The organism is Halorubrum sp. SP9 (genome assembly GCF_005435015.1).
GTDB lineage: Archaea > Halobacteriota > Halobacteria > Halobacteriales > Haloferacaceae > Halorubrum > Halorubrum sodomense.
On sequence record NZ_SGXU01000284.1, the window covers coordinates 1 to 556 of the forward strand.

At 51.4% G+C, this 556-nt stretch carries 1 pseudogene; it reads left to right on the forward strand.

What is annotated here, in order from left to right:
• Positions 1-556, forward strand: a pseudogene (locus EXE45_RS19960) (hypothetical protein); the annotation flags it as partial.

Genomic DNA, 556 nt, shown 5'->3' on the forward strand with positions numbered 1-556 from the left:
CTGTAAGCGCAACGACCTCCAGAAAGATTGGAAGCGGGTCGTCAGCTCAGGACAGCAACTCCATCCCTCGACACGAGAGGGGATCAGAAACTATCTCGGCGCAGATGTGTTCGACAGATACGGCGCGAGAGAGTTTAGCGGCATCGCACAGGAGTGCGTGGAACATGACGGCAAACACATAAATTCGTACCTCTACGTCGTCGAAGTACTGAACGATGACGGCGAGAAACCTGAGAAGGGTGAAAAAGGAAATATCGTCGTGACGGATCTCCATAACAAGGCGACTCCTCTGCTCAGGTACAAAATCGGCGACCTCGCGTATCCGGTTGAAGAGGGGACCTGTGGATGTGGAATGGACTGGCCGAAATTAGGTGAAATTGTTGGTCGCGAACAGTCGGTTATCGTGACGAAGCGGGGTAAGCAGCTCCCCGGTACCTTCTTCGACCACTATTTCAAGGACTACTTCGATGTAATACAACAGTGGCAGGTCGTCCAGAAAGAGCGAGAATCCATCGAAATCAATCTTATGGTGACGAGTGAAGAAGCGTTTGAAGAG